The 26,302-nt window shown below is 71.5% G+C and carries 22 protein-coding genes; 17 read left to right on the top strand and 5 right to left on the bottom strand.

Going from position 1 to position 26,302, the window contains the following annotated elements:
• Positions 1-69 precede the first annotated feature (69 nt).
• From A3IC_RS0100970 to A3IC_RS0100985, 3 genes are all read left to right on the top strand, one after another.
• Positions 70-651 (top strand): TIGR03086 family metal-binding protein, encoded by a 582-nt coding sequence (locus tag A3IC_RS0100970; protein ID WP_020548186.1) that lies wholly within the window; start codon positions 70-72, stop codon positions 649-651.
• Between the two features lie 224 nt (positions 652-875).
• A complete protein-coding gene (locus tag A3IC_RS0100980; protein WP_020548188.1) occupies positions 876-1,448 on the top strand; it encodes a TetR/AcrR family transcriptional regulator in 573 nt (190 codons plus the stop codon).
• 63 nt (positions 1,449-1,511) lie between these two features.
• A complete protein-coding gene (locus tag A3IC_RS0100985) occupies positions 1,512-2,696 on the top strand; it encodes an SGNH/GDSL hydrolase family protein (protein ID WP_020548189.1) in 1,185 nt (394 codons plus the stop codon).
• Positions 2,697-2,767: 71 nt separating this feature from the next.
• Here A3IC_RS0100985 and A3IC_RS0100990 read toward each other — a convergent pair whose 3' ends face one another.
• Positions 2,768-3,304, bottom strand: a complete 537-nt coding sequence (locus tag A3IC_RS0100990) for a TetR/AcrR family transcriptional regulator (RefSeq protein ID WP_020548190.1) — start codon at positions 3,302-3,304, stop codon at positions 2,768-2,770.
• Positions 3,305-3,511: 207 nt separating this feature from the next.
• Here A3IC_RS0100990 and A3IC_RS0100995 point away from each other — a divergent pair, with 207 nt between their 5' ends.
• The 3 genes from A3IC_RS0100995 to A3IC_RS72355 all read left to right on the top strand — a co-directional run bounded on the left by A3IC_RS0100995 (position 3,512) and on the right by A3IC_RS72355 (position 8,021).
• Positions 3,512-4,711 carry a trypsin-like serine peptidase gene (locus tag A3IC_RS0100995; protein WP_158695762.1) on the top strand — a complete coding sequence of 400 codons (1,200 nt, stop codon included), beginning with the start codon at positions 3,512-3,514 and terminating at the stop codon, positions 4,709-4,711.
• Between the two features lie 495 nt (positions 4,712-5,206).
• Positions 5,207-6,784 carry an amidase gene (locus tag A3IC_RS0101000; protein WP_026217735.1) on the top strand — a complete coding sequence of 526 codons (1,578 nt, stop codon included), beginning with the start codon at positions 5,207-5,209 and terminating at the stop codon, positions 6,782-6,784.
• A 148-nt stretch (positions 6,785-6,932) separates the two neighbouring features.
• Positions 6,933-8,021, top strand: a complete 1,089-nt coding sequence (locus tag A3IC_RS72355) for an FAS1-like dehydratase domain-containing protein (RefSeq protein WP_020548193.1) — start codon at positions 6,933-6,935, stop codon at positions 8,019-8,021.
• 36 nt (positions 8,022-8,057) lie between these two features.
• Here A3IC_RS72355 and A3IC_RS0101015 read toward each other — a convergent pair whose 3' ends face one another.
• Complete coding sequence (locus A3IC_RS0101015; protein ID WP_020548194.1) at positions 8,058-9,386, bottom strand: aspartate aminotransferase family protein; 1,329 nt, start codon at positions 9,384-9,386, stop codon at positions 8,058-8,060.
• A gap of 87 nt (positions 9,387-9,473) precedes the next feature.
• On the opposite strand from A3IC_RS0101015, the gene A3IC_RS0101020 reads away from it, so the two are divergent.
• A complete protein-coding gene (locus A3IC_RS0101020) occupies positions 9,474-10,382 on the top strand; it encodes a LysR family transcriptional regulator (RefSeq protein WP_020548195.1) in 909 nt (302 codons plus the stop codon).
• Positions 10,383-10,501: 119 nt separating this feature from the next.
• Here A3IC_RS0101020 and A3IC_RS0101025 read toward each other — a convergent pair whose 3' ends face one another.
• On the bottom strand, positions 10,502-11,002 hold the full coding sequence (locus A3IC_RS0101025; protein WP_020548196.1) for a phosphatase domain-containing protein: 501 nt from the start codon (positions 11,000-11,002) through the stop codon (positions 10,502-10,504).
• A gap of 325 nt (positions 11,003-11,327) precedes the next feature.
• On the opposite strand from A3IC_RS0101025, the gene A3IC_RS51855 reads away from it, so the two are divergent.
• From A3IC_RS51855 to A3IC_RS0101055, 6 genes are all read left to right on the top strand, one after another.
• Positions 11,328-11,666: a hypothetical protein gene (locus tag A3IC_RS51855; protein WP_040875936.1), complete on the top strand. Its 339-nt coding sequence runs from the start codon at positions 11,328-11,330 to the stop codon at positions 11,664-11,666.
• 97 nt (positions 11,667-11,763) lie between these two features.
• Positions 11,764-12,816: an STM4015 family protein gene (locus A3IC_RS0101035; protein ID WP_020548198.1), complete on the top strand. Its 1,053-nt coding sequence runs from the start codon at positions 11,764-11,766 to the stop codon at positions 12,814-12,816.
• A complete protein-coding gene (locus A3IC_RS0101040) occupies positions 12,813-14,021 on the top strand; it encodes an STM4014 family protein (RefSeq protein WP_020548199.1) in 1,209 nt (402 codons plus the stop codon). Before A3IC_RS0101035 ends, A3IC_RS0101040 begins: the two co-directional genes overlap by 4 nt.
• 47 nt (positions 14,022-14,068) lie before the next feature.
• Positions 14,069-14,878, top strand: coding sequence for an STM4013/SEN3800 family hydrolase (locus tag A3IC_RS0101045; RefSeq protein ID WP_026217737.1), 810 nt, complete (start codon positions 14,069-14,071; stop codon positions 14,876-14,878).
• Positions 14,879-15,040: 162 nt separating this feature from the next.
• Positions 15,041-16,423 (top strand): STM4012 family radical SAM protein, encoded by a 1,383-nt coding sequence (locus tag A3IC_RS0101050; RefSeq protein ID WP_020548201.1) that lies wholly within the window; start codon positions 15,041-15,043, stop codon positions 16,421-16,423.
• Between the two features lie 29 nt (positions 16,424-16,452).
• Positions 16,453-17,382, top strand: a complete 930-nt coding sequence (locus A3IC_RS0101055) for an STM4011 family radical SAM protein (protein ID WP_026217739.1) — start codon at positions 16,453-16,455, stop codon at positions 17,380-17,382.
• Between the two features lie 25 nt (positions 17,383-17,407).
• Here the strand turns inward: A3IC_RS0101055 and A3IC_RS61650 are convergent, their stop codons facing one another.
• The gene (locus A3IC_RS61650; protein WP_020548203.1) at positions 17,408-18,415 is read right to left on the bottom strand and encodes a DUF4034 domain-containing protein; all 1,008 of its coding nucleotides are present in this window, start codon (positions 18,413-18,415) and stop codon (positions 17,408-17,410) included.
• A gap of 669 nt (positions 18,416-19,084) precedes the next feature.
• Here A3IC_RS61650 and A3IC_RS0101070 point away from each other — a divergent pair.
• From A3IC_RS0101070 to proS, 3 genes are all read left to right on the top strand, one after another.
• Positions 19,085-19,972, top strand: coding sequence for a M20/M25/M40 family metallo-hydrolase (locus tag A3IC_RS0101070; protein ID WP_020548205.1), 888 nt, complete (start codon positions 19,085-19,087; stop codon positions 19,970-19,972).
• A gap of 85 nt (positions 19,973-20,057) precedes the next feature.
• Positions 20,058-21,470: a M1 family metallopeptidase gene (locus A3IC_RS0101075; RefSeq protein WP_020548206.1), complete on the top strand. Its 1,413-nt coding sequence runs from the start codon at positions 20,058-20,060 to the stop codon at positions 21,468-21,470.
• A gap of 187 nt (positions 21,471-21,657) precedes the next feature.
• Positions 21,658-23,070, top strand: coding sequence for a proline--tRNA ligase (gene proS / locus A3IC_RS0101080; protein WP_020548207.1), 1,413 nt, complete (start codon positions 21,658-21,660; stop codon positions 23,068-23,070).
• Positions 23,071-23,329: 259 nt separating this feature from the next.
• Here proS and A3IC_RS0101085 read toward each other — a convergent pair whose 3' ends face one another.
• Positions 23,330-25,015, bottom strand: coding sequence for a PucR family transcriptional regulator (locus A3IC_RS0101085; RefSeq protein WP_020548208.1), 1,686 nt, complete (start codon positions 25,013-25,015; stop codon positions 23,330-23,332).
• A 284-nt stretch (positions 25,016-25,299) separates the two neighbouring features.
• Between A3IC_RS0101085 and A3IC_RS0101090 the strand changes: the two genes are divergently transcribed.
• Positions 25,300-26,250: a hypothetical protein gene (locus A3IC_RS0101090; protein ID WP_026217742.1), complete on the top strand. Its 951-nt coding sequence runs from the start codon at positions 25,300-25,302 to the stop codon at positions 26,248-26,250.
• Positions 26,251-26,302 lie beyond the last annotated feature (52 nt).

Here is a 26,302-nt window from a genome sequence, read left to right on the forward strand (position 1 = left end):
GCCATCACGGGTGAGGCCCTGTCGCGTTTGTTCAAGGCGGGGGTGGGGGGCCGTGCCTAGGGTCTGGGCATGACCGAAACGATCAGTGAGCTTCTGCGGCATGCCTCTCGCGCGGCCGTCGCGGTTGTCGGCGGCATCCGCGACGACGAGTTGCGCCTGCCGACGCCCTGCGACGCCTACGAGGTGGGCGACCTGCTCAACCATCTCTTCCAGGTGGTCGTGAACTTCCAGGCTCTCGCCGCCAAGGAATCGGCGGACTTCTCCACGACCCCCGATCACCTGCACGGCGACTGGCGGGCGGGCTTCGAGGCCGAGACGGCGCGGCTCGTCGCGGCGTGGTCGATGCCGGGTGCCGACGAGGGGATCTCCGGCGGCATGGGCCTGCCCGCGGGCATCGTGGCGCGCATGGCCCTGCTCGACCTCACCGTCCACGCATGGGATCTCGCACGGGCCACCGGCCGGGACTACACGCCGCCCTCGCAGGTGATCCCCGCGTTGAACGAGCTCGTCGACACGATGGCCACGACCGCGCGCACGATGAACGTCTTCGCCGCCCCGGTCCCGACCCCCGAGGACGCCCCACCGTTCGAGGCCCTGCTTGCCCACACCGGCCGCGACCCGCGGTGGAACTCGGCGACCGCAACGCGTTGACCACGACCGGCCGCGCCTCCACGCGCGGCCCGCCGACCCGGCCGCTGCGCCTTCGGGCGAGACGGGAGCGGCACGGCGAAGCGCCGGTTCGGGCCGGCCCGAACCGGCGCTTCGTGCTCGATCGATGCGTCCGATGAGGATGTCATTTTGCCTAATCTGTTTAGGCAAAACACTAATTGACTGTGGCACACTGGGAGGTGAGTTCGGAAACCTGGAGGATGGGCATGGCACGGGTGGGACTGACCACGGAGAACCTGGTCCGGGCGGGGGCGGAGCTGGCCGACGAGATCGGCTTCGAGCAGGCGACCCCCGCGGAACTCGCCCGGCGGTTCGGCGTCAAGACCGCGAGCCTCTACTCGCATGTCAGGAACGCCCACGACCTCAAGACGAGAATCGCCCTGCTCGCCTTGGCGGAGCTCGCCGACGCAGTCTCCGCCGCGGTCGCCGGCCGGGCCGGCAAGGATGCCCTGATCGCGTTCGCGAACGTCTACCGCGACTACGCCCTCGAACACCCGGGCCGCTTCGCCGCGGCCCGGTTCCGGCTCGACCCGGACACGGCGGCCGCCGGTGCCGGCGTCCGGCACGCCCGGATGATGCGGGCCATCCTGCGCGGATACGACCTGGCCGAACCACACCAGACGCACGCGGTACGGCTGCTGGGCAGCGTCTTCAGCGGCTACGTCGACCTGGAGAGCGCCGGCGGCTTCAGCCACAGCGCCCCCGACTCGCAGGAGAGCTGGACCAAGATCCTCGACGCGCTCGACGCCCTGCTGCGCACCTGGCCCACCGCGCCCTGACCGGCCCGGACCCGACCGGCCCTCCCTCACCGGCCTCCCCATCGACAAGACCGAGGCAATGCGATGAACACCGAAAACGACCGGGTCACCACCCCCATCACCGCCGACCTCGTCCGCGGCGCCCTCGACCTGGAGCACACCGAACGCGGCGTCCTGCCCCACCGACTCCCCGCACGTGCCCGACGGCAGATCCCCGACGGGCAGCTCGCCATGGCGGAATCGCAACCCTCCGGCGTGCGGCTGGCCCTGCGCACCCGGGCCACCGTCGTCGAACTGGACGTCGTCGCCACCAAACGGGTCTACGTCGGCGCGCCGCCACGCCCCGACGGGGTGTACGACCTCGTCGTCGACGGACGACTCGTGGACCGGGCCGGTGTGCCCGACGGCGACACGCTCACCATCGACATGGCCTCCGGAACCGCCCGGACCCACCCCGGTCCGGTACGGACCGTGCGGTTCGCCGGCCTGCCCGATGACGAGAAGGACGTCGAGATCTGGCTGCCGCACGACGAGACCACTTTGCTGGTCGCCCTGCGCACCGACGCGCCCGTGCACACACGACCGGCCGACGGCCGCAAGGTCTGGCTGCACCACGGCAGTTCGATCAGCCACGGCTCCAACGCCGCCACCCCGACCGGGACGTGGCCCGCCCTGGCCGCGGCTGCCGGCAACGTGGAGCTGATCAATCTGGGGTTCGGCGGCAGCGCCCTGCTCGACCCGTTCACCGCCCGCGCGATGCGCGACACCCCCGCCGATCTGATCAGCCTCAAGATCGGCATCAACATCGTCAACACGGATCTGATGCGGCTGCGCGCGTTCGGCCCGGCCGTGCACGGCTTCCTCGACACCATCCGCGACGGACATCCCACCACGCCGCTGCTGGTCGTCTCGCCCATCCACTGCGCCATCCACGAACACACCCCGGGACCCTCCGCCTTCGACCTCGAAGCGATGAGCGAGGGGCGCCTGCGGTTCACCGCCACCGGCGACCCCGCGCAGGTCGCCGCCGGGAAGCTGACGCTCACCGTGATCCGGGAGGTGTTGGCCGGCATCGTCCGGCATCGTGCCGCCACCGATCCGAACCTGCACCACCTCGACGGCCTCGACCTCTACGGCGAGGCGGACCACGTGGAACTGCCGTTGCCCGACGAACTGCACCCGGACCCCGCCACCCACCGCCGCATCGGCGAACGTTTCGCCCGCCTGGTATTCGGCACCGACGGTCCGTTCCTCGGCACGACCGGCTGACCCGGATCGCGGTCACGCGCCTGTCACCTCACCGGGACGCGGCCGGACCCCGTCGACGTCCGCCGCGCGGATCAGCGCAGGAACAGTCGCAGCAGCGCCTCCCGCAGGTCGTCGCGGCGGCCGCCGACGAGTTCCTCCAGGGTGATGTCGAAGACCATCGCGACGAGCAGGTGCGCCATCGGTTCGGCGGGATCCCAGCCCAGGGCGACGAGTTCGGGCAATACGAGTGCTCTGGTACGGGCGTTGCGGGCCCGGGTCTCCTCGAAGAGGTCGGGGTCCGTACGGGCCTGGACCAGCAGCGCGCGGGTGCCGGTGGTCGCCAGGCCGGCGTCCAGGTAGCCGTGCACACCGGCGACCAGGCGCTCGCGGCCGGCCGCGAGGCCGTCCACATCGGCCAGGACACGTTCCTCCAGGCCGCCGTGGTACCGGCGGTGCAGCGCCACGAGGTAGCCGCGGCGGTCCTTGAAATGCTGGTAGAAGCTGCCCTTCGCCATGCCCGCCGCGTCCACCACGGCGTTCACCGACATCCTGGACAGCCCGCGCGCGTCGGCGACTTCGAGCCCCGCCCGCAGCAACGCCTCGCGTCCCGGTCCCGCCGGCCGTGCCACCGATCACCCCTGTTCGACGGTCAAACCATCCGGTGGCCTTGACAGTTGCGCCCCGCGTGAACACCTTATGACCGACCGGCCGGTCATGAACAGAGTCGATCGCGACGTACGGCACGGCGTGATCTCGGCGAGGGCCCGGATGGGCCTACGCCTCCCGACGCGACAACGCTCGTACCGTTGCTCATTCGAGAGGACATGGACCACTTCATGCACATACGAAGCACGTTACGACGCAGGATCGCCACCGTGGTGGGGGTGTTCGGTCTCACCGCGGCGGCGCTGACCGCGGCACCGGCGGCGCACGCCGACAACACGGCCCCGGTCGAACTCCCCCGGTTGGTCGCCGCCGACCCCGTCAACCACGCCGCGACGCTCCAGGCCGAGGTCGCCTTCTGGAACGTGGCGCGGATCGCCGAATACGGCCTCAACTCGGACGGCGCCGACGCGTTCCCGCCGCCGGGCGGCTGGGACGATCTGAGCAAGCCGTGGGCCGGCCAGGGCGCGATCTCGCGTACGGCCGGCAAGCTGCTGATGGTGTACCGCAATTCGTTCGACGGCACGCTCGTGCCCTCCTCGTGTTCGGCGAACGTCGTCACCAGCGCCAACCGGAGCACCATCGTCACCGCGGGCCACTGCCTCAAGGTGACCGCCAACATCCGCGGCGGACTCGGCGACGACGTCGTCACCAACGCGGTGTTCATCCCCGGCTTCAACGGCGCGAACGTGCCCCGCTTCACCGGTACCGACGACACCAACGCGCCCCTCCCCGGCACCGACATCGCGCCGTACGGGGTGTGGGGCGTCACCCGCGCCTGGATCACTCCCACGTGGGACGCGGACAGCACCTTCCGATCCGGCGGCGACGTCGCGATGGCGACCGTCGAACGCCCCGGCGACCCCACACCGATCCAGCAGCTCACCGGCGGCCAGAACATCGCCTTCGGCGTGGCCGCCAATCCGCTCTCGCTGCACCAGTTCGGCTACCCCACCGACAACACCCGCAACTGGTACTGGACGAAGAACAGCGACGGCACCACATCCGCCGACTTCGGCGTCGCCCCCTCACTGCGACGCGGTTTCGACGGCCGGAGCCTGATGTACGCGCGCGGCTCCACGATCGGCGACTCCTCCGTCAGCCTGGCGCACGACATGGCCTCGGCGATGTCGCCCGGCTCCAGTGGCGGTCCCTGGCTGATGAACTTCGATCCCGCCACCGGCACCGGCACCCAGATCGCGGTCACCTCCCGCTTCACCAACTCCACGGGCACCTCGCCCTGGTGGGACGCGGTCTGGGCGATCGTCCACGGCAGCACCCCCAACTGGGCGTACGGCCCCTACCTGATGTCCAACGGCTTCGGGGAACTGACTCAGGCGATGTACAACGTCGTCCGCGACGCCACGACCTGACCACCCGTACCCGACCACCCACGTCGCAGCGGGTGCCCTGACCGAACAGCACACCCAAGGCGCCCCCGGCCGAGGCCGGGGGCGCTCCACTGCCTCACCCCTGCGCGATACGACCCGTCGATCGCAGGCGCCACGGCCGGCGTCCACGGCACCGTCGCCCGGGCCCGATGCCATTGCCGGGTAGCCGGCACCTGTTGCGAGGCGACGACGAAGGCGTCGAACTCGTCCTCTCGGTCCGGAGTCATCCGGTTCCGGCCCCCTCACGGTCGTTACGCATTCGGTCACCCCATGGACGGACCGGCACACCGCATATGTTGCGTGCCGGCGTGCCGAGCGGCCCCGCCGGCCGCCCGCCCGGTCGGCGCCCCGTCGCGTCGCGCCCCGCCGCGCCGGGGGCTTCGGTCGGTTGACGAGCCGTGAACGTGAGGGGCCGGATCCGGGCGGGTATCCGGGCGTCCTTGTGCCGGGACACCGGGATGTAGTGCGATGACCCGCATGACAAAGAAGAGCGTTGCCCTTCTGATCGCCACCCTGGTGGCCGGGTGCCTCGTGACGGGGTCGCCGGGTTCGGCGGCCGAGGCGGCCGCGGATTCGCCGGCCCGGTTGGGAGTCGATCTCGACACGGTGACCATCCCCGAGTTACAGGCGCGCATGGCACGCGGCTCGTTGACCTCGTCGGCGTTGACCGGCGCCTACCTGTGGCGCGTCAAGACCGTGGATCCCCGGATCAACTCGGTGTTGCGCACCGATCCCACGGCCCTGCGCCAGGCGGCCGCCAGCGATGCCAGGCATCGGCGCGGCGAGAGCCGTGGCCCGCTCGACGGAATCCCCGTTCTGCTCAAGGACAATGTGAACACTCGCGGCCTGCCGACGACGGCCGGATCGCTGGCGCTGGCCGGGAGTCCGCCGGACACCGACGCAGTCCTGGTGGCGCGGCTGCGGGACGCGGGGGCGGTGATCCTCGGCAAGACGAATCTCTCCGAATGGGCGAACTTCCGTGGCGCCAAGCCCACATCGGGATGGTCCGCGGTGGGCGGGCAGACCGGGAATCCGTACGTGCTGGACCGCAACCCCTGTGGTTCGTCGGCCGGTTCGGGCGCCGCGCTCGCCGCGTCGTTGTCACAGGTGGCGATCGGCACCGAGACCGACGGCTCCATCGTGTGCCCGGCCGGAGCGAACGGCGTGGTCGGCCACAAGCCCAGCCTGGGCCTGGTCAGTCAAGCAGGCGTGGTACCGATCTCCGCCGAGCAGGACACCGCCGGACCGATGGCGCGCAACGTGACCGATGCCGCGCTCACGCTCGCGGTCCTCAGCGGCGGCCGGCTTCCGCGCCTCGCCGACTCGTTCGACGTCGCCGGCGAGGCGACGCGTCCCGGCGGTCTGCGCGGCAAGCGCATCGGCCTGTGGCGGCTGCCCACGCTCGGGCCGGACGTGGACGCCCTGATGACGCGTGCGGCGGACCGCCTGCGCACGGCGGGCGCCGAGGTCGTCGAGGTGAACCTCCCCTACCAGGAGCGGCTGGCCGAACTGGAGTTCCCGGCGCTGTTGAGCGAGTTCCATCGGGACATCGACGCCTACCTCGGCACCCGGCAGGGGCCGCGCGATCTTGCCGAACTGATCGAGTTCAACCGCAACCACCCGGCGGAGCAGACCTGCTTCGCCGGTCAGGAGTTGTTCGAGCAGGCTTTGACCGCGCCGCCGACGACCGACCCGCGATACCGGGCGGCGCGCGCCGAGTTGAAGGACCTGTCCCGGCGGTCGATCGACGAGACCATGGCCGCGCATCGCCTGGACGCCATCGCCTCGCCGACGAACCCGCCCGCCTGGACGACCGATTGCGTGCGGGGAGACAACGACGTGATCCCGTCCTCCACTCCCGCGGCCGTGGCCGGGTACCCGTCGTTGTCGGTACCCGCAGGCTTCGTGCGCGAGTTGCCCGTCGGCCTGCTGCTGATGGCCGGCGACCAGCGGGACACCGAACTGCTGTCGCTGGGGGCCGCGGTCGAGCGTCGGCTGGACGCCCGACAGGCGCCGCGCTACCTGCCGTCGGTGGGGTCCGCTACCTCGGGGTGACCCCGGCCCGCTTCACGATCGCGAGGCAAGCCGGGGCGCGATCGTAAAGCGGGGCCGCTGCGCGCTCGACACCCATCGCTTGTCAATGTCAAGGATATCGATAGGGTGTGCGACGGCAACCGGCGATCGTCTGGAAGGCGAGGCGGGCATGACGACCGACACCGTGGAACTGGACAGGATGCTCCAGGAGTGCGTCGTAGAGGGCACCGCGTCGGTCGTGCGCGCCCGGCACGCGGTCAACGCGCCCATGCTCGACCTGTGGGCCGACGCCCTCGGCGACCCCAACCCCGTCTACCGCGACGCCGGCGCCGCCGCCGCAACCGGACGAGCCGGGATCATCGCGCCGCCGACCATGATCCAAGCCTGGACCATGCCCCGGCTGCCGGCGCTGGCCGCCACGCTGCCGCAGGTCCCCGGATACGCGCCCTACCTGGGCGGGGAAACGGCGAACGACGGGTCGCCGCCGCACGATCGGGCGAACGGAAAGGGCGCCGGCAACCCGGCGGCGGCCGTGCATCGCCTTCTCACCGCGCACGGGTACGCCGCCCGCGCGGCGACCAGGTGCCGGCAGGAGTACCACCGCGAGGCGGCCGTCGGGGACCACCTCACGTGCGAGAGCGTGATCACGACGGTGTCGGCGCGCAAGCGCACGGCGCTCGGCGCCGGATACTTCGTCACGACGCGCATGACCTTCCGCGACCGGGACGAGGCCGATGTCGCGACGGTCGACTGGACCGTGCTGTGCTTCCGTACGCCGGAGAACCAACCCGCCGCCGCGCCGGCCACCCTCGCGGATCCCCCGCAGCCGACCCCCGCAAGCGGCCGGACCTGCCGCCCGCTGACGGCCGCCCCGCGAGTGGGCGACCGCACCCCCGTCACCACCATCCCGATCACCCCCACGTTCGTGATCGCGACCGCCTTCGCCACCCAGGACTTCTACGCCGCCCACCACGACGCCGACTGGACGCGCACCTCGCTTCGACGGCCCGGCATCTTCACCAACATCCTCGCCACCACCGGACTCGTCGGCGGCGTGGTCACCGACTGGGGCGGCCCGGCCAGCCGACTCCTGGAGGTCGACCTGCGCCTCCTCGCCCCCAACCACACGGGGGACACCCTCACCCTCGCCGGCGAGGTGACCGCCGCACACGACGACGAGGTGGCCCTCGACGTCACCGGAACGAACTCCCTCGGCCCCCACGTCCAGGCCACCGTCCGCGCCCACGTCCCGAGCTGACCCTCGCGTCGGATCGGCGTGCCCGGCGCGGCAGGGTCAAAGGGTCGAGCAGGTGTCGCCGATCGCCCGGTCCAGGATGGTCAGGCCGAGGGAGAGTTCCTCCTCCGTGGCGGTCAGGGGTGGGGCGATGCGGAAGACGCCGCCCATGCCGGGGAGTTGCACGATGTTCATGTGCAGGCCGAGTTCGAGGCAGCGGCGGGTGATGCGTGCGCCCAGTTCGTCCGAGCTGTGCTTCCGCTCGTGGTCGACGGCGAGTTCGAGACCGGCCAGCAGGCCCCGGCCGCGAATGTCCCCGACGACGGCGTGGCGCGCGGCGAGGTCCGTCAGGCCATGGCGGAGGAAGCCGCCGAGCGACTGCGCGCGTTCGTCGAGCCGGTCGCGGACCAGCACGTCGAGGACGGTGTTGCCGACCGCGGCCGGCAGTGGGTCGGCGACGTGCGTGGTGAAGAACAGGTACCCGCGCTCGTACGCCTCCTGCTCGATCTCGGCGCTGGTGACCACGGCCGCGAGGGGCAGGCCCGCACCGAGCGTCTTGGACAGCGTGAGGATGTCGGGCACGACGCCGTCGCGCTCGAAGGCGTACCAGGATCCGGTGCGGCACAGGCCGGTCTGGGCCTCGTCCAGGATCAGCAGCATGCCGCGTTCCCGGCATTTGTCGCGCAGGGCCGCGAAGTACCCGACCGGCGGCTCGATCACGCCGCCCGAGCTGAGGATCGGTTCCACCAGGCACGCGGCCAGGCTGCCGGTCGACTGGGCGTCGATCAGGTCGAAGGCGAAGTCCAACTGGCGTTGCCAGTCCAACGAACCGTCGGCCGTGGTGAAGTCGGGCCGGAACACGTTCGGCACGGGAATGGCGAAGTTGCCCGGCGCACCCGGGCCGTAGCCCTTGCGGCCGGCGCTGTAGGTGGCGGACGCGGCGGCCTGTGTCATGCCGTGCCAGGATCGCGCGAACGAGACGATCTCGTGCCGGCCGGTGACGAGCTTGGCCATCCGGATCGCGGCCTCGTTCGACTCGGCGCCGGTGGTCAGCAGCAGCACCTTCTCCAGCGGTGCGGGCAGCGTGTCGGCCAGCCGCCGGGCGAGGTCGACGACCGGGCGGCTGAGCATGCCGCTGTAGAGGTGGTCGAGGGTGGCCACCTGCCGCTGCACGGTCGCGACGATCTCCGGATGCGAGTGGCCGAGGATCGCGCTCATCTGGCCGGAAGTGAAGTCGAGGATCTTCCGGCCGTCCGCGGTGAACACGAAGCTCCCGGCGGCACGATCGATGATCTCGCGGGTGAACTCGCCGCCGTAGCGGACCAGGTGCCTGTCGGCATCGGCCCAGAAGGAATCGGTGGACGCCTGGGTGGTGGTCGAAGCAGCCATGTCTCCGACGGTAGGTCGAGCCCGAGCAACACGTCCAGCTCACAATTCCGGCTGTCCTGTTCGGCAAAACCGCACAACAATGGGAGCATGATGAATCCCTGGCGGCTGCGGCTGCTGAGCCGGCTCGACACGCTGGGCACCATCCGAGCGGTCGCCCAGGCCACCAACCTGAGCCCCTCCAGCGTGTCCCAGCAGCTCGCCGTACTCGAGGCCGAGACACGCACCCGGCTCCTGGAACGAACCGGACGCCGGGTGCGCCTGACCTCGGCCGGGCTGATCCTGGCGCGGCGGGCGCGGGCGATCCTCGACCACATGGACGGCGTCGAGGAGGAACTGCGCGGGTTCGGCGAGGAACCCGCCGGACTGGTGCGGTTGGGGGCCTTCCAGAGCGCGATCCACAGCATGGCCGTGCCAGCGGTGACCCGTCTGGCGCGCGAACATCCGCAGCTTGACGTCGAGTTGCTGGAGCTGGAGCCGCACGAGAGCATGCCCGCGCTGCGAGTCGGCGACGCGGACATCATCATCACGACCACGGACTTCGACGAACTGCCGTTGGGGCCCGACCTCGACCTCGTGCCGTTGACCACGGACCCGATCGTGCTGGTGGTTCCGCCCGAGCACCCCGCGGCCGGACGCGGCGCCGTGGACCTGGCGGCCTGCGCCGACGAGTCGTGGGCGTTCGACGTGCCACAGTCGTACATGGCGAATCTCGCGCTACGGCTGTGCCGCCGGGCACGGTTCGAGCCGCGGGTGGTCTGCCGGTTCAGCAACTACATGATGACCCTGCAACACGTCGAGGCAGGACTGTCCATCGCACTGCTGCCCGGCCTGGCGGTCGACCACCGGTACCGGGTCGCCACCAGGGAACTCGCGACCCCCGTGACGCGCACGATCACGGCGGCGATCCGCCGCGGCCCACCACCTCGCGCCGCGGTGCGCGCCGTCCTGGACGCACTGCGCCACAATCCGGACCCGCCGCTGCCCGAGCGCGAGTGAGGCATCGAGCCGAACAGGGCGCACCGACGATCCCGCCCGTGGAGGCCGATGTCCGGGCGCGCACCCCGCTCGTCCTTCGCGGGCTCGGGCGGCCGGGCGCACCGGGTCGCACATCGGGCTCAGGTGCGACCCACGCGGTTTTGGGCCTGCTCCAGGGCCGGTGAGGCGGGCATCCAGTCTGCCCGCACCACCGGGAAGCCCGCGGCCTCGTACGCCCGGCAGACCTGGACATCGTCGTCGACGACCATGGCAACGGTCCGCCCCCGCGCGAGCTTGCGCAGCAACTCGGGTTTGGCGACGCGGGCCGGACGACGGTCCCGGTCACGGCGCATCAGCAGGCGGCCGGGCGGCAGACCGTGCCGGTCCAGCCAGGCCAGGGTGTCGCGGCGGCAGCGCTCCGGGCGGCCGGTCACATACACCACCTCGTGTACCCCGACACTGGCCCGCGCGAGCGCGACGCCCTCCGCCAACGGCGCGTCCTGCGCCGCGGCCGCGAAGAACGCCTCCCAGTCATGTGGACGCGACTCGACGAAATGCAGCCGATGACGGGTGTCGGCCACCGTGCCGTCCAGGTCGAACACCGCCAACGAGCGGGACTTCACAAACTCCTCCAGGACCATTCCGACTCGGCCGCGCAGTCTACGCCGAGGCCGCCCGACAACACCGCGGAGGTCGAACCGACGTACCCCCGGGAACCGCCCGGAATTCGGCGCCGTCCGGACACCCGCCGCGGCCATCGCCCCGCTCATCGCCGCTCCGGCCACACGGCGACCGGAGCGTGGTCGCCGAGCGGGTGCGCCCCTCCGGGAGGGGCGTCGGTGGGCTCTGGTAGTCAAGACCGGTACGCCCTCCGATCCGCACGCGCTCGACCCATCCGCGGCAACGCACCGTCAGCCGCATCGGCCGCGCCCGCGCACCCAGTGCCGCGAAGGAAACATCCTCACGATGCGCATGCACGGTCACGCAACGCACTTCGGCGGCCTGCCCGTCGCCGAACCGAACCGGCTCCCGCAGGCCGCGGCCGGCCGGGCCGACACCGCACGCGGCGACCAGCCCCCGCACGCACTCCCTCGGGCGCGTGACGCCGCGTGGGCGTTGCGGGTGTTGTCCGGTGGATCGTTCACCCACCTCGCGCACCTCAATCTGCGCCACCACTACATCGGGCCGACCTGGCAACAGCGCCTGCGCGACGAGCCGTCCGGCGTGCGTTCGGACCTCGACGACGAGGAGCCCGACGACTGCGGGGACGGCGAGATCCGGCGCTACGTCGAGGTGGCCGAGTAGACGTCACGCCGAAGCAGCGCCGCCGACGCGCTCCCCATCGCCCGACCAGCCCGCGCCGCCCCGTTCCCGGCCCGACCCACGAAGGTGACCCACCGACATGTCCATCTACGACTACCTCGAAGACTTCGGCGGGTTGCCCGTCGCCGACCTGCGACCGCCGGACTCGGAGGAAGCCTCGGCCGTGCCCGGGAAACAACCCGAGCAAGCCCTCCGCGACGCCCCCACACCGCCGTACGGAATCGCTCCCGGCGAGCACCCCGCGGACGCCGTCGCGTGGCGGCTGCGCCACCGCCACTGGGCGGACGACCCGGAAATCACCGATCTCTACGAATACTTCCTCGCCAACGTCGACACCACTCGGGTCACCGCCCTGATCGTCGGCGCCTGGACCATCGACATGTCCGAGGAAAATCCGCTGATCGAACGGCTGATCCGCGACGCGGGCCGCTTCCCGGCGCTGCGCCACCTCTTCCTCGGGGACGTGGTGCAGGAGGAATCGGAGGTCTCCTGGATCGGCGTCGGCCCGTGCACCGGAATCCTCGAAGCCTTCCCGTTCCTGGAAGAACTGGTGATCCGCGGTGGCGAGAACACCCTCGAGGACCCCAGCTTCGACGGCGCCCCCGCCCTGACCGCCGTGCGTCACGAGCACCTGCGCCGCCTCCGTTTCGAGAGCGGCGGCCTGTCGGCCCGGATCGTGCGCGCCGTCGGCACGAGCGACCTCCCGGCACTCGAAGAGCTCGAACTGTGGCTCGGCGTCTCGGACTACGGCGGCGATGCCGGCATCGACGACCTCGCCGACCTGCTGTCCGGCACCCGAGTGCCCCGGCTGCGCCACCTGGGCCTGATGAACAGCGAGATCCAGGACGAGATCGCCGCCGCGATCGCGAACGCCCCGGTCACGGCCCGACTGGAATCCCTCGACCTGTCGATGGGAACCCTGGGCGACGAAGGCGCCGAGGCTCTCCTGCAGGGCCAACCCCTGGGTCGGCTCCGCAAGCTGACGATCCGCCACCACTTCCTGAGCGACCCCGTGGCCGAGCGCCTGCGCACGACACTGCGGGCGTCCGGCGTGGCGGTGGAGATCTCCCGCCCCGAACAGCTCCCGGATTGGCGCGACGACGACGACCGATACGTAGAGGTCGCCGAATGAGTCCGGGTCCATCCGGCACGGCTCTCGACCGGCACCGGAACAACCGTGCGCCTGCCCCCACCACGATCACCGTCGTCGCAAACCCCGGACACCGGCGCCTCGTGGGATTCGCGGCGGCGGCGCGGGCCGCCGGGTTGCCGGCCCCGAATGTCGTCCCCTGGCAGGACGTACTGCGCGGCACCCGGCTCGCCGTCGCCGCCGGACCGGTTCGGATCGACTCACCCGGCGAGGATCCCGCCGTGCACGCCCTGCTCGGCGGCCCCGCGGACCCGCACCGCGTGGAGGGCGGGGCGGTCCGCCACGCGGCTTTTCGTCGTGCGCTGGAGCGGGTGCGGTGCGCCGTAGCCTCGACTCCCGGCGCGTGGCTCGTCAACGATCCCGACGAGATCGCGGTCATGTTCGACAAGCCACGCGCGCACGAGCGGCTGCGCGACGCGGGTGTCCCCGTTCCGCCCGGGTTGGGCACCGACGGGCGCGGCGTCGCGGTGCGCTCGTACGCCGAACTGCGCGATGTGATGCGCGGCAGCCGCCACCCGCGCGTCTTCGTCAAGCCCGCCCACGGCTCGTCGGCCTCCGGAGTGTTGGCCCTGGAGACCTCGGGTGCGCGGGTGCAGGCCACCACGTCCGCCGAACTGGTCCGCACCGGGCCGGGCGTCACACTGTTCAACTCGCTGCGGGTGCGCAGATATCGCACCGAGGCGGATGTCGCGGCCCTGGTCGACACGCTGTGCGCGGACGGCGTGCACGTCGAGACCTGGCTGCCCAAACTCACTCTGGACGGGCTCGCCGTCGACCTGCGCGTCCTGGTCGTCGCGGGCCGCGCCACTCACGTCGTCGCGCGCGGCAGCCGTTCCCCGATGACCAACCTTCACCTGGGCAACGCCCGCGTCGACGTCGACGTCGTGCGCCGCGCCGTGGGGTCCACAGGCTGGGACGAGGCCATGGCGACATGTGTTCGCGCGGCCGGATGTTTTCCCCGTACGCTGCACGTCGGCGTCGACCTGCTGTTCTCGGTCGACCGGCGCCGGCACGCGGTCGGCGAGGTCAACGCGTTCGGTGATCTGCTGCCGGGCGTGCTGCATCGGGGCCGGGACACGTGGGGGGAGCAGGTCCGGGCCCTGGTCGAGGGATGGCGCCCGCCCGGGACATCACGTCCGGCGGGACGGGAAGCACCAGACGAGGACCAACTGCCGTGTCCGACCTGACCACACCTGTTCCGGCGCACTCCCGGGACGACGGCCACGACCCCGACATGAACGAGGTCGTCGGCCGCCACGACCTGCTCATGGTCACGCTCGACACGTTGCGGTACGACGTGGCCGCGGAACTCGCGGCTGCCGGTCGACTGCCCAATCTCGCACGCGTGTTGCCCAAAGGACGCTGGGAGGCCAGGCACACCCCGGGCAGCTTCACGTACGCCGCACACACCGCGTTCCTCGCCGGCTTCCTGCCCACCCCGCAGGCTCCCGGCCCGCATCCGCGTCTGTTCGCGGCGCGCTTCGGCGGCAGCGAGTCCACTGCGCCGCGCACGTGGGTGTTCGACGAACCCGACCTGCCTTCGGGGCTGGCGCGGGCGGGCTATCACACGGCCTGCATCGGCGGCGTGGGCTTCTTCAACAAGCAGGGCGCGCTGGGCTCGGTCCTGCCCGGGCTGTTCGCGGAGAGCCACTGGAGCCCCGAGTCGGGCGTCACCTCGCCCACGTCGTTCGAGACCCAGGTCGCGTGCGCGGAACGCGTCGTCGCCGCCGTGGACTTCGACCGGCGGCTCTTCCTGTTGGTCAACGTGGCGGCGCTGCACCAGCCGAACTGGTTCCACCTGCCCGGCGCGACGGCCGCCGAGGGCGATACGCGCGAGACGCACGCGGCGGCGCTGGAGTACGTGGACCGGCATCTGGGCCGGCTCTTCCGGGCGATGAGCAGCCGTCGTCCGTGCTTCGTCGTCGTGACGTCCGACCACGGCACGGCGTACGGGGAGGACGGCTACACGGGGCACCGCATCGGGCACGAGGTGGTGTGGAGCGTGCCGTACGCGCAGTTCACGCTGTACCCGGGCGACTGGTGACGTCGCGGGCGGCGCGAACGGCGGCACACGAGGGCACCCGGCGCGGCGGCGCCGGTTCGCGACTCGGGGACCCGGTCGGCTGCCGTGTCGGCTCGCGCGCATAGGGTCGGGACATCGCGCGCCTTGCGCACCACCCGGTCACGTCGTCGGAGGTCATCGCCCATGGGGTCGCCCGGCACCACCGATCCCGCGTCCCCGCCGTCGGCGGTGGCGGACCTGCTCGGGTCGCCGTACGCGGGATACGTCTACTCGTATCCGCACAAGACCGCGTACCGCCCGCTCGACCCGGAGCCCGCGCTGAGCCAGGTGTGGCGGGGCCGGGACCTGTCGGCGTTGTTTCTCTACCTGCACATACCGTTTTGTGAGATGCGCTGCGGCTTTTGCAACCTGTTCACCCGCACGGGTGCGCCGCAGGAACTGGTCGGGCGCTACCTGGACGCGCTCGAACGTCAGGCGCGGGCCGTGCGCGAGGCGATACCCGACGCACGTTTCGCGATCGCGGCGGTGGGTGGCGGGACGCCCACCTACCTCGACGCACCCGAACTGGAGCGGCTGTTCGACATCGCCACGGAGGTGATGGGTGCGGACCTCGGCGCGATCGCGACGTCCGTCGAGACCTCCCCCGCGACGGCGACGCCCGAGCGCCTGAAGGTGTTGGCCGCGCGTGGGACGACCCGGGTCAGCATCGGCGTACAGTCGTTCGACGACGCCGAGGCCCGCGCGGTGGGGCGCCCGCAGCGCCGCGCCGACGTGGAGGCCGCGCTCACGGCGATCCGGGACGCGGCGCTGCCGATCCTCAACATCGACCTGATCTACGGCATCGACGGCCAGACCCGGGCCGATTGGCTGGCCTCCATCGACGCGGCGCTCGCGTGGGAGCCGGAGGAGTTGTACCTCTACCCGTTGTACGTGCGTCCGCTCACCGGCCTCGGCCGGCGCGCCGTCACGCGGGCCGATTGGGACACCGACCGCCTCGCGCTCTACCGCGCGGGCCGCGACCGGCTGCGCGAAGCCGGCTACGAGCAGGTGTCGATGCGCATGTTCCGCCGGGCGGACGCGCCGACCTACGCCGGCGGCGCTGTAGGCGGGGAGAGCGGCTACCGCTGCCAGCGCGACGGCATGATCGGGCTCGGCTGCGGCGCCCGTTCGTACACCTCCGACCTGCACTACTCGTTCGAGTACGCGGTCGGGATCGGCGAGGTGCGGGCGATCATCGACGACTATGTGACGCTCGATCAGGAAGCCTTCACCCGCGCCCGCGTCGGCTATCGGCTCGATGCGGGCGAGCGACGCAGGCGGTACCTGCTCACCTCGCTGCTCCAGGCCGACGGCCTGGCCGCGGCCGACTACCGGGCGGCTTTCGGCACCGACGCCGCCGCCGACTTCGCCGCCGAACTCGCGCGGCCGGCCCGGGCCGGCCTGTTGACCGTCTCCGAGACGGGTGTACGCCTGACCGAGGAGGGCCTGGCCTGGTCCGACGCGATCGGCCCGGCGTTGTTCTCGCCCGAGACCGCCGCCCTGATGCACGGATACCGCCCGCGGTGACCCGACGTCTCGTCGGCACGGCGCTGCCCCTGGCCCAACCGCGCGCGTGCGCCGACCCGTTGACGATCCTGTACCGGGGTCCGCTCGCCTCGTGCGACTACGACTGCGGCTACTGTCCGTTCGCCAAGCGCCGCGATACGCCCGAGCAACTGCGGGCCGACCGCGCGGCGTTGGCCCGCTTCGCGGATTGGGTGACGCACGCTCCGGACCGTGTGTCGCTCCTGTTCACCCCGTGGGGCGAGGGCCTCGTGCGCGGTTGGTACCGCCGTACGCTCGCCGAGTTGAGCCGGCTCCCGCACGTCGAGCGCGTGGCCATCCAGACCAACCTGAGCGCGCATCCCCGGTGGACCGAGGCGGCGGATCGCACCCGCCTGGCGCTGTGGGCCACCTACCACCCCGACCAGGTCCCCTACGCGCGATTTCTGGACCGTTGCCGCGACCTGCACGCACGCGGCGTACGCTTCAGCGTCGGTGTGGTCGGGCTGCCCGAACACCTCTTCGCCGCACGGCGTCTGCGGGCCGACCTCCCGGCCGACGTGTACCTGTGGATCAACGCCGCCGAGGGTCACTCGTACACCGATGCGGCGGCCGCCGAATGGACCGCGCTGGACCCGCACTTCGGCTTCAGCCGGCATCCGCATCCGTCCCGTGGCGTACCGTGCCGCACGGGCGACACCGTGATCAGCGTCGACGGCGAGGGCACGGTACGCCGTTGCCATTTCGTGCCCGAGGTGCTGGGCAACCTCTACGACGGCTCGTTCCGTGCCGCGCTCGCCCCGGCGCCGCCCTGCCCCGCACGGGCCTGCGACTGCCACATCGGCTACGTCCACCTGACGTCGCTACCCCTGTACGACGTCTTCGCCGACGGCATCCTCGAACGCGTCCCGGCGCCACCGAAATCGGCACCACGCGCAACCGAAGGCGGCGCATCGGGCGCGGTCGACCGACTCGGTGATTGATCGGACCGTCCGCACGCGCGTGGCTTCAGTCGCGATAGGGAGCCAGTGCGTCCTGCGACTTGCGGAAGGCTTCGGCGAGGAAGCCACGGCTCGTGTGGTACCAGGGGTATTCGTAGACGCTGTTGTTGGCGGCCGCGAACTGAACCGCGAGATCGATCCATCGGTCCGACATCGCGAGGGAGAAGGTCAAGATGCTGAGGTCGTGCAGCCAGGTGGGATTGCGGCCGTCGCCGTCCTTGGGATACGTCGCGAGGGCAGCGTCGAGGTCGGCCTGACGCTCCGGGTGCGACCAGAACTCGTCGATGTCGAAATCGGGGTCACGGTCGTCCTCGCGCAATTGGTACTCGACGTGCGCCTGCAACACCAGGAGTGCCAGCGGCGATCCGGCCGGCGCCTCGGCCGCGGCCTTGCGGGCGAACGCGTACATCTCCTCGTGCGAGCCGTACCACTTGGCGGCGAGGTACTGGAGGGCGCTGTTGTGACCGAACCGGCTGTGCGGGTCCCGGGCGAGCAGCTCGGACCAGCGGGCCTCGAACACCTCCCGCGGGGCCCCACGGCCGATGGTCACCCACAGCCGGGTGATCCACGGCGTCGGGTCCTGCGGGGCGGCCTCGCACGCGAGCAGGCAGGCGCGCTCCGCGTGTTCGAGGATTCGGGCGAACTCGGCGAACGCCTCGGAGCTGGTGTCGCGTGCCCACCCGCTGCCGCGCGCCTCCCAGGCCGCGTTCACCGCGACCTGCGCCTCGATCACGAGCCGGTCGGCCGAATCGGGCTGCGCGTGCTTCCAGGCCACGAACCACGCGGGATTCTTCAGGACGCTCTCGGCGAGGGTCTGCACGCAGAGGGAGCGTCGATCCCAGTTCGATGCGATCTGTTCGAGCAGCTGCGCCGCGGGCTCGAATCGCCCGGTCCGCACGACGAAGTCCCGGGCGGCGGCCACTTCGAGGTCCAGCATGGCGCAGTCCTCGACGAAGGCCGGGCCCGCGGGGGTCTCGTCGCGCCCCGACCGACGAAACCGCTTGAAGATCGACATGGAAGCGCAGCGTAGGGCATCACCCGCACTCGAAGGTGCCCGCCCCCGTCGGAGAGGTTGGCGCCGGGCGGAACCGGCGCACCGGCTCGTCCGCCGGCAGTACGACGGTCGCCTCGTCGTCCGGTGCCCGGTGCGGTGCGGGCGGCGGCGACGGGAAGAAGCCGCCGGCCGGCCGGCGACGCGGCGACGGCGTCGCCACCCACTCGCGGAGCGAGCGCTCGTCGATGCCGGATCGGAAGAAGTCCATCGCCTGGGCCGGTGCGGGCGGCAGTTCGTCCGTCCCCCGACGGTCCGTCGATCGGATCGGCCGGTGCCCGGGCCGGGCCCGCCAGGGTCGGCAGTCCGCCGGTTTCCATCTCCTCGCCGAGTAGGGACTCGGGCGTGGGTTCCGTCAGGTATTCCGCGACCTCGAACGCGGCCCGGGTGAACTCGCCCGGCAGCCCCACGTTCACGCTCGTGGCGGGGGTCTCGTCCAGAGCGCTTTCGCCGACGTGGTAGTAACTCGACGGCCCGTACGACATTTCGCCCGGATGTACCTCGACGACGGAGGCACTCCTTCACACCGCACGGCCACGGGTTTCTGACAACTCCCTGACATCTTCCGGGGATTGTGGGGTTCCGGCTGCTCGCCGGAACATCCCGCCTCTTCCCTCAAGGAGCGAGTCCCGTATGGAGATACCCGGTCGGATTCGGCGCACGGTCGCGGTGGTCGGCCTGTGTGTGGCCCTGGTCGCCGTGCCCGCCGCGGCACAGGCCGAGCCCGCGGCGCCCAGGACGGCGCAGGTGCCCGTCGTCACCGCGGAGCAGGTCATGCCGCATCTGCGGGCCCTGCAGGAGATCGCGGACCGCAACGGAGGCAACCGCGCCCACGGCACCCAGGGTTTCCGGCAGTCGCTGACCTATGTGAAGCGGGTGCTGGACCGGGCCGGCTTCCGCACGAGCCTGCGGCCCTTCACCTACAACGGCGTGCTCGGGTACAACCTCATCGCGGACTGGCGGGGAGGCGACCCCGAGCATGTCGTGCTCGTCGGCGCCCACCTCGACAGCGTCGCGGCGGGGCCCGGCATGAACGACAACGGCTCCGGCGCGGCCGCCGTGCTCGCCTCCGCCGTCGCGATGTCGCGGGCCGGCGTCGTACCGAAGCGCCACATGCGATTCGCCTGGTGGGGTGCGGAGGAGCAGGGCCTGATCGGCTCCAAGGACTACGTGGCCGAACTGTCCGCCGCCGAGCGCGAGAAGATCGACGTCTACCTCAACTTCGACATGACCGGCACCAAGGACGTGCGGCAGTGGTTCGTCGTCCACGACGAACCACGGGCCACGGACGCGTTCGAGGCGTACTTCGCGGCCAGGGGCCTGCCCACCTTCGACATCGGCATCGGCGGCTCGGACCACGTGTCCTTCGGCGCGGCCGGGATCCCGGTGTCCGGCTTCACCACCGGCCTCGACGACTGCTACCACGACGCCTGCGACCGCGTCGACAACGTGGACCCCGGGACCGAGACCACCAGCGCCAACGCCGTCCTCGGCGTGACCTGGCAACTCGCCACCGGCTGAACATCGACCACGGCCACCACCGCCATCACGGGCAGGAACAGGACAGATGCGCAGCACAACGAGACGGCACCGCCATTTTGCACTGGTGGGCATCCTGGCAGGCAGCATGCTGCTGACCGCCGTGCCCTCCTCGGCCGCCGGCGCCGGTGCCGGCGGATCCGGCGTGGGAGATCCGTACTTCCCCGACGACGGGAACTCCGGCTACGACGTCGCCGACTACGACGTCCGCGTGGCCTACGACCCGGCTCGCCCGGACCACCTGACCGGCGACACCACGGTGACCGCCACGGCCACCGCCCGACTCGACCGCTTCGACCTGGACCTGGAGGGCTTCGAGGTCGGCTCGGTCACCATCGACGGCACGCCCGCGAAGAGCTTCTCCCGCAGCGGCGCCCACGAGTTGGTCATCACCCCGGCCCGTCGCATCGCCAAGGGCGCGAGGTTCGCCGTCCGGGTCCGCTACTCCGGCAGACCCGTCGGCAAGAGCTGGCATCGGCTCGCCGACGGCGCGGCGAATGTGACCGGCGAGCCGCACTCCGCCACCGCGTGGTACCCGGCCAACGACCACCCGTCCGACAAGGCCACCTTCCGGCTCACCGCGACGGTCCCCGAAGCCTGGACCGTGGTCGGCAACGGCCGCCCCGGGCCCACCACTTCCTCCGCCAAGGGCTGGAAGACCCACCGCTGGTACGAGGACAGGCCGCTGGCCACCTACCTCAGCACCATCGCCATCGACAAGTTCACGGTGCGCACCTCGAAACTGGCCGACGGCACCCCGGTGATCAACGCCTACAGCCCCGGCATCCCGATCGACCCCGGCACGGAGGCGCTGCTGCCGGAGATCATCGACTTCCTGGCCGCCAAGTTCGGCCCGTACCCGTTCTCCTCGGCCGGCTTCATCGCCGTCAACGGTGAACCCGGTGCGCCGGGCGGTCCCGGCGCGCTCGAGACGCAGAGTCGTCCGACCTACATCGGGCCGGTGTTCGACTCCTCGCTGGTGCACGAGTACACCCATCAGTGGTTCGGCAACAGCGTCTCGTTCACGGACTGGCGTGACGGTTGCCTCGCGGAGTGCGTCGCCCAGTACGCCGGCCAGCTGTGGGACGAGAAGGGCGGCGCCGACCTCGACACCGGCTTCTACCGCAGCATGATCGAGGAGAGCGGGCGCAACCCGGCATTCTGGAGCGTGCGGCTCTACGACCCGGGCCCCGGCAAGGAGTTGGATCAGGCCCTGTACTTCAAGGGGTCGATGATGATGCACGCCCTGCGGCGGACCATCGGGGACGACGCCTTCTTCGGAACGCTTCGGCAGTGGCAGCAGGAGCACCGCTACGGCAACGCCTCGTGGCCGCAGTTCGAAGAACTCACGAGGAAGGTCTCCGCCCGGCCGGACCTCACCGGGTTCTTCGACGCCTGGGTACGCGGCACCACCGTCCCGGAGGACAAGTACCTCTACCCCGGCAGCCTCGGCAGCATCGCCCCGACGAACCCCCGCTGAACCAAGGCGTGTGCGCGGCCCGGCACCTTCGGGTACCGGGCCTCGCTCGCGCCCGGGACCTGCATCCGTTCGCCGACCGGCGCGGGAGGAGATCCGGCCCCGTGCGGGATCCGGCGCAGCGGGGGATCCGGCGTAGCGGGAGATATCGATTGGCGCCCGGACCGGCCCGCGTCCTACCATCCGCACCATGCCCAAGGCTCCTGTTCTCACCCCCCGTGCGGACGACTTTCCCCGCTGGTACCAAGACCTGATCGGCAAGGCCGAGTTGGCCGACAACGGTCCGGTGCGCGGCACCATGGTCATCCGACCGTACGGGTACAGCCTGTGGGAGCGCATGCAGCAGGAGATGGACGCCCGGATCAAGCAGGCCGGCGCGTCGAACGCGTACTTTCCGCTCCTGATCCCGCAGTCGTACCTGACGAAGGAGGCCGAGCACGTCGAGGGTTTCGCCCCCGAGCTCGCCGTCGTCACGCACGGCGGCGGCAAGGAGCTGGACGAGCCGGTCGTCATCCGCCCCACCTCCGAGACGATCGTCAACGAGTACTTCGCCAAATGGGTGCAGAGTTATCGCGATCTGCCCCTGCTCATCAACCAGTGGGCCAACGTGGTGCGTTGGGAGCTGCGCCCGCGCGTGTTCCTGCGGACGACGGAATTCCTGTGGCAGGAGGGCCACACCGCGCACGCCACGTACGAGGACGCCCGGGACTATGCCGCGCGCATCCACCGGGACGTATACGCCGAGTTCATGGAGAACGTCCTCGCCATGGACGTCGTGCCGGGGCGCAAGACGGCCCGGGAGCGCTTCGCCGGCGCGATCAACACGCTCACCCTCGAAGGCATGATGGGCGACGGCAAGGCCCTGCAATTGGGCACCAGTCACGAGCTCGGCCAGAACTTCGCCAAAGCCTTCGACACGCGCTACCTGTCGAAGGACGGTCGCCAGGAGTACGTCTGGCAGACGTCGTGGGGCTCCACCACACGCATGATCGGCGCGCTGGTGATGATGCACGGCGACGACGACGGTCTGCGCGTCCCGCCGCGTCTGGCGCCGATTCAGGTGGTGGTCGTCGCCGTGAAGAGCGACGACGCGGTTCTGGCCGAGGTCCGCGCGATCGGTGATCGGCTGAAGGCGACCGGCATCCGCGTCCACGTCGACGACCGCACGGACACGCCGTTCGGCCGCCGTGCGATCGACTGGGAGCTCAAGGGAGTGCCGGTACGGATCGAGGTCGGACCCCGGGACCTGGCGAACGGTACCGCCGTGCTGGTGCGCCGCGTCGCGGGAAGCAAGGACCCGGTGACGATCGCCGGACTGGCCGAACTCGTGCCCGCCGTGCTGGCGGACGACCAGGCACTGCTGCTGACCCAGGCCCGTGAGCGCCGCACGGGCCGCGAGGTCGAGGTGACCACGATCGAGGAGGCCGCCGAGGCCGCGAGCACCGGCTGGGCCCGCATCCCGTGGGCCACGCTCGGCCCGGAGGGTGAGGCAAGGCTCGCCGAGCAGGGCGTGTCCGTCCGCTGCCTGATCGCCGCGGACGGCTCGGTGCCCGAAACCGACGACCAACCGGGCAACATCGCCGTGGTCGCCCGCGCCTACTGACCTCCCGGGGTCGATCCCGCAGCCCACTTCGGCCGGGTCCGCGCGGCCGAGGCCGAGCTCCGGGCCGCCGAACAGCGCCGGCGCGCCGCGACCGACCGGCTCTGCGTCTCGATTCCGATGATCCTGGCCGCCGCGACGGCCTGAGACCGCGATCGCCGAGCGTGGCATCGTCGCCTCGAAAACGAGTCGCAGTGGGCAGCGGGCAGTGAGCGGCGAGCGGCGGACGGTGAGCGACCCACCCGCCACGCCGCTGCTCCGGCTATCCCTCGGGCCGGGTGGTGGCCGATACCGCGTCGCCGAGGTCGCGGGTGGGCTCGCTCGGGCGCGGGCTCATCAGGCGCAGTTGCAGTTGGACCGCGAAGCGCGCCGCCGGGTCCTGTAGGTCGATCCGGCCGACCTCGGTCATTCGACGCATCCGGTACCGGAAGGTGTTGGGGTGTACGAACATGCTCGCCGAGGCCGTGGTCACGTCGCCGAAGGCGTCCAGCCACGCCCGCAACGTCTCGACCAGGCTCGTGTTGTGCTTGGCGTCGTAGGCGACGAGTCGGGCGAGCGGGCCGGCGAGTTCGTCACCGTTGGCCACGGCGAGGTCGCGTACCTCCAGGAGCAGGGCGTCGATGTAGACGTCGGAGATCGAGGCGACCCGCCGGTTCACGTGTCCCCCGGCGAGCACACGCAGCGCGCGGTCCGCGTTGGTACGCGAGCGGCGCAGCGCGGCGGGTTCCTTCGCCACCGATCCGATACCGATCAGCGCCTTGACCCGGTCGCCGGTGCGCTCCAGGAAGTTCGTGGCGATCTGTACGGTGCGCTCGCGTCCGTCGGCCGGATCGCCCGGTGCCGGCAGGACCGCGTAGGCGACGTCGCCCAGGAGGGCGACGGCCGAACGCGGTTGCACGGCGTTGAGGTGGATCGCCAGGGCCCCGGCCAGCCGTTGCCGTTCGGCCGTCAGTTGGGCGTGGTCCTCGCCCGTGCCGGGGGCCAGGCCCAGAGCCAGTACGACTGTGGGTTCGTGCACCAGGCCCAGGCGGTCGAGGGCGTCGACGGCGCCGGGCCCACCCCCCAACACCGTGGTGACCAGGTCCGCGCGCAGCCGGTGCTCGAAGTCGGCGCCGGCCCGGTGGCGCAGCAGGTGCAGAGCCGCGAGTTCGGCGGCTTCACGAAAGGCCGCGGCGCGTTCGGGGCTGAGCGGCTCGTGCACGGCGGCCCATATCGAACCGAGGATCTCGTCGCCCGCCCGGATGACGATCGCCACCCGGAAGAGGCCGAGCTCGCCCTCGTCGAGGGTGGCCGGGGCGAAGAACACCGGTTCCCGGCTGCGGTACAGCTCCTTGAAGACGCCGCGGGCGGCCATGATGCGCAGGTATTCCTCGGGCACGCGGCGGTTGAGGATGGTGGCCACGCGTGAGGGGTCGGCCTCGTCCTGACGACCGGAGAAGGCGAGGACGTGGGAGCGGCGGTCCTCGATGGTGACCGGTGCGTCCAAGAGGGTGGCCACCGCGTTGGCGAGCGCGAACAGGTCCCCCGAGGGGATGCCGCCCAGGGTCTGCGCACCGGCCTCGCCGATGTCGCCTTCGGTGAGCAACGTGCGCAACAGCGCGGCGAGTTGGGCCCAGGACGCGCCCCGGGTCAGCGCCAACAACGCCACCCCCGCCTGCCCGGCGGCGGTGGCGACCGCGGGGTCGGGTTCGAGGGGTCCGCGGACGATCAGCGCGGCGACGTCGTGGGCGCCGAGCGTGCGCAGCAGGCGGATGATCTCGGCGGGGCCGTGCACGGCTGGGCCCAGCACCACGGCGTGCGGCGGGTACTGCGGTTCGTCGTGCGGATCGTGGATGACCACCCCGCCGATCTCCTCCACGATGTCCGGGTCGCCGTGGATCAGGTCGAGGAGGGTGGGGCCGAAGTCCTCGAGTACGCGGCCCAGGCTCCTGCGGGAGTGCGTCGTCACGTGTGGGTCACCTCTGTGGGGCGGAACCGATGCGGTCCTCCGAGATCGTACGCGGGACAACAATAGGCACTGCAAAGATGGCCGCTCGGGGCGTCGACGATGACCGCGTCCGCTTCACCGGATTCTCGACCGGGGTACGCGGTGCACGGTTTCCGGCCCGCGCGAAGACCCGGTAGCGCCCGTCGACAACCGCCGAACGCCCGGCCGTGGGCACGGAACCGGCCGGGCGGGTGGTGCGTCACACCGGCGCCGCGCACGGAGCGCGGCGTCCTGGAGGTGGACCCGTGTCCGTTCCCGCACCACGACTGATCCTCACCCTCGCGGTCGCCCTGTTCGCCACCACCCTGACCGCGTGCGGTGCGGAGCAGGACGGCGCCGACGCGCGCGCACCCGTGGCAACCGGGAGCCCGTCCGCCGAAACCATCGCTCAGGCACGACGGGACGCCGAGCAGGCGGCCGATCGCTGGGAGGCGGATTACGCGGCGGACAAACCGCGCTCCCTCGTCATCCGCGGCGGCATGCCCATCCAGGTCGGCAATTGGGAGTCGGGCAACCACGCCTTCAAGGTCGCGCTCGGCGACGGCTGCTTTGCCCCTCCCGCACCCGGGGTGCTCCCGCGGACGCCGGTGGACGGCGAGGTGCGCTGGGCGGACGGAGTCGTCCAGCGCCGCCCGGCCACGGCACCGCTCCAGGGCTACGGCACGTCCGTGCCACCCGAGCTGAAGTCCCGCTGCGGAACGACGCAGTCCCCCCGGCTGACCGTCACGTCCGTGTCCGCGGCGACTCGAACCGTGCAGACCACCGAGGGCGAGGCGACCGTCCCGGCGTGGGAGATCGCGTTCGCGGACACCTCCGTACGGGTGATCGGCCTCGCGGTCACCGACGACCCGTGGCCGGACCCCGGGCGCCCGATGCAAAGCGTGGACACCGCGATCGTGGCCGGGGACGGCCGTACCCTCACCGTCGGGTTCAACGGCTCACCGGACGGGCCCGGTCCGTGCGGGAGCGACTACCTACCGGTGGCCGTACAGCGCGACAAGGTCGTCGCCGTCGCGGTGGTCGGCATCTCGAAACCCGGGCCGACGGTCGCCGAGGACGGCGTGCGGATCGCCTGCTCCACAATCCTGGCCTCGCGCACCGTGACGATCACCCTCGACGCACCGTTGGGAAACCGCGCCCTGATCGGCACCGCCGGCCTGCCGCTCCGACCGCCGCCGACGCGGCCTACGGGCTGACCGGTCCGGGCCATCCGCCCGCCCGCACCGACTCGACGCCCGCGCGCCGTAC

It is taken from the genome of Embleya scabrispora DSM 41855 (assembly GCF_000372745.1).
GTDB lineage: Bacteria > Actinomycetota > Actinomycetes > Streptomycetales > Streptomycetaceae > Embleya > Embleya scabrispora.